Below are 5743 nucleotides of genomic sequence, written 5' to 3' on the forward strand. Positions count from 1 at the left end.
ATTTAGTTACCTCGAATTACGCAAAAACGCCATTTTTTGATCATGGTTTTTTAGTTATAATTGCTGACGTTATCGTTATTGTACGTGATTCATACAAACCACCCAAGACTTGAAACAAGTATGAATGTTTATTCGTAACAGAAAATCGAATATAATATGGTCACAAAGCGTTAAGCTAACGTAATAACTAATTTATAAATGGCTAGAACATGGAAACTACAGTGGTAAATAGACAAGCGCTAGATACTGAAGTTCAAGATACGCTACTTGATAACGAAAGGTGCGAAGCAACGAAAACTTCTGAATCAACTATTCACATATACTGCCCTGAGCAGTGCATCTATACCTTAAAGTCCGTCTTATCTCGACATAATTTGAAGTTCGACATCAATAACTATTCATTAAGAGACTTCAAAGGTAAAACGCTTTGCCACTTTCAAAGCTCAGGGCTAACTAAAGAACACCGTAATTTTTTAATTGGAGCAACCGAGCTAGGCGCTTGGGTTGAACCTTTGGTAAGTTACTTTGATAGAACATTAGGCTATACAGAGACCGAATTACTGCACAGTGGTTATTTCCTTCATCAAAAAGCGTTTTCGATCTTATCCAATAAAAGAAACGAAAACGAAAAGCGCTTTATCGATCTGCTTTTTGTATTCATTATCGGCTTAATTGCAATACCAGTTGGGCTGATAACTGCACTTTTAATCAAGTTAGAGTCTCCTGGACCTATTTTCTTTAAACAAAGGAGAACAGGTCAATACAATCAAGAGTTTGAAGTAATCAAGTTCCGCTCAATGAGAGATGATGCTGAAAAGAATGGCGCTCAATGGGCAACAAAAAATGATGCTCGCGTAACAAAAGTAGGTAACTTCATTCGCAAAACACGAATTGATGAATTGCCGCAGTTGATCAACGTATATAGAGGTGAAATGTCGATGGTGGGACCTCGTCCTGAACGCGAGGTGTTTATAAAATACTTAGAAAAAGAAATTCCGTACTACCGCTTCCGCCATGCCGTAAAACCAGGAGTAACCGGGCTAGCTCAAGTGAAATACCCTTACGGAGCATCTATCGAAGACGCGGTCTGGAAACACAAATATGATATTTACTACATCAAACATCAAAACTGGCGTATGGAATTAAAAATTCTATTTTTGACTATTAAAACAGTTATTTTTGGGATGGGTAGATGATATGACTTCTAAATTCTCAGTATTGTGTTCACTTTACCACCAAGAAAAACCTTCGTATCTAGAGTTGTGCTTTCAAAGCCTTCAATGGCAAAAATTGGAGGCGACTGAGATCGTGGTTGTACATGATGGTCCTTTAACTGAGGGGCTATACCGCGTATTGGATAAGTGGAGCGCAAAACTTCCAATCAAAGAGGTTGTACTCCCGAATAATGTGGGCCTAGGAGAAGCATTAAACGCAGGCCTAGCACAATGTTCATTTGAACTAATCGCAAGGGTAGATACAGATGACATAAATCATGTTGATAGATTCGAAAAGCAAATTAATTATCTTGTTCAGAACCCCGGTGTTGCTGCAATAAGTTGTGATGTTAACGAGTTTGAATCAGACCCAGCAAAGCCTGAAAGAATAAGAACTGTTCCTAAGCAAGATATACTAGCATACTCCTTGAGAAGAAACCCTATAAATCATATGGCAGCAGTTTTTAGAAAGGGGGCTATTTTAGATGTAGGTAGTTACAAGCATCTTCACTTTATGGAGGACTACTATTTATGGCTAAGATTACAAGCGCAAGGTTATAAAATTGACAACATAGATGATGTTTTAGTAAGTGCTAGGGTTGGAAATGGTATGCTAGAGCGGAGAAGTGGACTTAAATATGCGCTAAGTGAAATTAAGATTATGACAAAAATATACGCGTTGAAATTAGATAAAAGCCCTAGTAGTTTTATTTATTACTTTCTTAGAGCATTATTACGCATTGCCCCCAATAAAGTACTATCAAAAGTATATGAACTGACTCGAAAAAAAATATAACATGTTACGTAAAACTCTCTAATGTAAGCAGGGCAAGATTACACCGAAAAATCATGAACATCCCCATCAATAAAGGCTTGCTAGCACCTTCAATACATACTCAGAATCCATGGTACACATCGCTCTTTTGTACTTCACGCTCGCTTTCAGAGTCGTTTCACTCTTGAGCATATTTAAGCACGCTTGTCTGATCGTAACTCTTCACCCACGAGGTCTAGACAATTAATGAAAAACATGTTCCGGTTGATCATACAGCGAAACACTCTAGCTATGCGAAGTTTATCGACCAGATTCAGCATGTCTCACTATAATGCATAAATTGCCAACCCTAGGTGAACAGTTACGTTGTAAAGACCACTGACAGAAGGCTCTACACCTATTTAGAGCCCCTAGTTTTGAAACTAAACTTTGTCGATGAATACTTTTTGCTTACTCACACACCAGACTTCATCAGACAAAAGCGCATTCATGAAAAGCTCATCACTATTTCCAGTACCAAACTCTTGCTCAGGGCTGTAGGTGCTGACCTTTGCCTTGCTGATTGCAGCCAAAATCTCGTCCTGTTTTTCTGACACGTTGATGATCGACTTTGCTTGAGACCTCATATTTTGTCTTGTACCTAAGTTTATCGACGGTTTTCCATAGAACGGTACCTCTCTAACACCAGCGCTAGAGTTTCCAATCATGAACTCGGAATGCTTGAGAAGAGTCAAGAAATGTTCAAATCTAACACTTGGAAACAGCCTAAACTGCTCTCGGTTCTCAAGCCTCTTCAGTTCTTCCAAAATAACATCTGAACCATAGTCATTATTCGGGTAGATAACAACATAGTTATAGCCACTTTTAATTAAAGCATCGACTGCCTCACTAATTCTTTCGGGCAACGCGTCCACTTCTGTGGTTACTGGGTGATACATAAAAACAGAATATTGTTCATAAGGGATTTCGTACCTCGCTCTTACCTCGTCCAACGAAGGGAGATTAGGTGAAACCATGATATCCAAATCAGGAGAGCCAATAACAAAAATACTACTATCCGCCTCTCCTAACTGAATTAATCGCTGTCTTGCAGTATCATTTGAGACAAAATGCAGATGCGACATTTTAGACACTGAATGACGGATCAGCTCATCGATAGTCCCCGAGACTTCTCCACCCTCAATATGTGCAACCAAAACATTGTTTAGCGCACCCACGATAGCACCAGCCATCGCCTCAACACGATCGCCGTGGACGACGATCATATCCGGATTAAGCTCCTTTACATAATCAGATAGACCATGAATTGTTTTTGCAAGCACAACGTCCATCGAGTCATGACTATTCTGGTTAATATACTGATATAAGGAGTTGAAGCCGGCTTTCTTAACCTCATTGGCCGTCATGCCATATTTGGCAATCATATGCATACCCGTCACAAAGATGTGAGACTCAAATTGAGGGTGATGATCAACTTTGGCTATTAAGCTTTTTAGCTTGCCAAAATCTGCTCGCGTACCTGTCAAAAACAATATTTTTTTCATAGCTTACTTCACATGTTCTTTCTTGATCTGGACGTCAGCAGGCAAATTTTGCGTCGAAATGCAGCCAATAAGCGCTTCATAATCTTCTGCCAAGTAATCGCCAGTACCCGGACGTTTTACCCAAAGATTATCACGCGTAAAGGTTTCACCTTCTTTAATCTCTGCGATCGTAACAACGCTCGCGTAAGCAAAATCAATCGTAACCTGCTCTTCTTTTGCCGCTTCTTTCTTACCGCCACGCATTTGTGCCATACGCTTAGATTGGGCAATCAACTCTGCACACTCATTTGCATCCATCGAGCAAACAATATCCGGACCTGGACGGTCCTTGCTGTCAGTAAAGTGTCGTTCTAATACAGAAGCACCTGCAGCAACCGCACCTAAGCAGGCAAGGTTGTCGATACTGTGATCTGAAAGCCCAACCACAGCATCAGGGAACGCTTCTTGAAGCTGAGTCATAGCTCCAATACGAATTAGGTGGTCCGGTGTAGGGTATAAGTTTGTCGTATGCAGCAGACAAAAATCGGTGTTGTGTTTTCTAAAGATGTTGACCGCTTTTTCGATAGAAGGAATATCGTTCATCCCCGTACTAAGGATGATCGGCTTACCAAAACTAGCAATCAGATCAAGCAATGGGTAGTTGTTACACTCACCCGAGCCAATTTTATATGCGGGAACGTTCATGCGCTCCAATCGTAAAGCCGCGGCACGAGAGAATGGCGTGCTAATGAAAATAGCACCCTTTGATTCAACGTACTGTTTTAGCGCCGTTTCATCATCTTCGTTTAGAGAGCAGCGCTCCATGATCTCATAAATTGACACATCTGCATTGCCCGGGACAACGCTCTTTGCCTCCGCACTCATCTCGTCTTCAACCACGTGCGTTTGGTGCTTGACTATTTCTGCACCACCCTCAATCGCGGCATCGACCATTTGCTTAGCAACATTCAATGAGCCTTCGTGGTTGATACCGATTTCAGCGATAATGAGCGGGTCAAAGTCCAGACCGACTTTTCGGCCAGAAATTTCAAATACAGGGTTACTCATGGTCATCTTCCATTATTCTTTCAATGTTTAATAAATCTTCTAATGTGTCGATATCCGCTGATTGTTTTTCAGACATCTCGTACGGATACACATCTTCTCTTGGGATTTGATTAAACTGTTTAAAACTGTCTACGGAGAAGATGTAAATGGCACCATTAGGTTGATAAGTCGTAGGTAAGTCTTGTCGTCGAGTGTAAGGCGCTGCCGCCCCGTAAAGACCACTTATCGTGCCGTTTTCGTTTAATCGATAAGCTTTCGCTGGGCAGTGACTTGGTTCAAAGACACTAATCGTACATGTGGCGCCCTGCTCGTTATGAAGAGCCAGCGCATCTGAAATATGCGAAGAGTTTCGAAGTGGAGAAGTGGGCTGTAGCAACACTATCGTCGTTATGTTCTCTGTTTTTTCGAGCTCAGCAATAGCGTGACTAATCACTGCCTCACTTGTCGCCTCATCGGTTGCCAAATGTGAAGGTCGGTTAATCACCTCGGCGCCGAACTTTCGACTTACATCCGCGATTTCTTCATCATCTGTAGTCACAACCACACGATCTATTTGTGGACATTTCATGGAAGCTTCGATCGTCCAAGCGATAACAGGTTTGCCCTTCAACGGAAGTACATTTTTTCTAGGCAGCCCCTTCGAGCCCCCTCTCGCTGTAATAAGCGCAAAGTTTGACATCTAACACCCCTGCCTCTTTAAAATTTTAGTCGGCTATTCAAAACTATCCACCAAGTTTAATTACCCGTGGTCACGCTCAATAGCGCACAAATATATGTGCCACGAATTGTACATGACTAAGTCGAATGGCGCGACTCCTTATCTGCGCCACAAGGAAGACTCATGAACATACGTCATGTTAATAAAGACTCGAAAGTATCTTAGAAGGTAATCAGAATCGAACACAAAAATCGCTCGTTGATGACTGTTAGAGAACCGTATTCCACAATGAGAATTTCTGCGGGCAATCTAGTTTGATGTTAAATACTCTCCAAACACTCATTAAGAAAATCCGCACTTTCTTTATGATATAAGCATAGGTATCTACACAGATTGAGTAAAAAACAAACTGGCCAACTCTTTCATCCCGTTGATTTCCTCTGTCGTGTAAGTGTTCAATACTGTAACGTGTAGTGGTCAACTAAAATTGGCCACAGTTTTAGAG

Annotated in this window: 5 protein-coding genes; 2 read left to right on the plus strand and 3 right to left on the minus strand. The window is 41.2% G+C overall.

The window, feature by feature from the left end; translation table 11 throughout:
* Positions 1 to 209 precede the first annotated feature (209 nt).
* Complete coding sequence (locus ACF8PK_RS06940) at positions 210 to 1196, plus strand: sugar transferase (RefSeq protein WP_392440626.1); 987 nt, start codon at positions 210 to 212, stop codon at positions 1194 to 1196.
* A 1-nt stretch (position 1197) separates the two neighbouring features.
* On the plus strand, positions 1198 to 2010 hold the full coding sequence (locus tag ACF8PK_RS06945; protein ID WP_392440627.1) for a glycosyltransferase: 813 nt from the start codon (positions 1198 to 1200) through the stop codon (positions 2008 to 2010).
* Between the two features lie 401 nt (positions 2011 to 2411).
* Here ACF8PK_RS06945 and neuC read toward each other — a convergent pair whose 3' ends face one another.
* The 3 genes from neuC to ACF8PK_RS06960 are packed head-to-tail and all read right to left on the minus strand — an operon-like array spanning position 2412 to position 5259.
* Positions 2412 to 3533, minus strand: a complete 1122-nt coding sequence (gene neuC / locus ACF8PK_RS06950; RefSeq protein WP_392440628.1) for a UDP-N-acetylglucosamine 2-epimerase — start codon at positions 3531 to 3533, stop codon at positions 2412 to 2414.
* Positions 3534 to 3536: 3 nt separating this feature from the next.
* The gene (locus ACF8PK_RS06955; protein WP_392440629.1) at positions 3537 to 4580 is read right to left on the minus strand and encodes an N-acetylneuraminate synthase family protein; all 1044 of its coding nucleotides are present in this window, start codon (positions 4578 to 4580) and stop codon (positions 3537 to 3539) included.
* Positions 4573 to 5259 (minus strand): cytidylyltransferase domain-containing protein, encoded by a 687-nt coding sequence (locus ACF8PK_RS06960; RefSeq protein WP_392440630.1) that lies wholly within the window; start codon positions 5257 to 5259, stop codon positions 4573 to 4575. The genes ACF8PK_RS06955 and ACF8PK_RS06960 overlap by 8 nt, the downstream gene beginning before the upstream one ends.
* Positions 5260 to 5743 lie beyond the last annotated feature (484 nt).

The sequence above is a fragment of the Vibrio sp. CJQ_6 genome, from assembly GCF_043106745.1.
Classification (GTDB): domain Bacteria; phylum Pseudomonadota; class Gammaproteobacteria; order Enterobacterales; family Vibrionaceae; genus Vibrio; species Vibrio furnissii.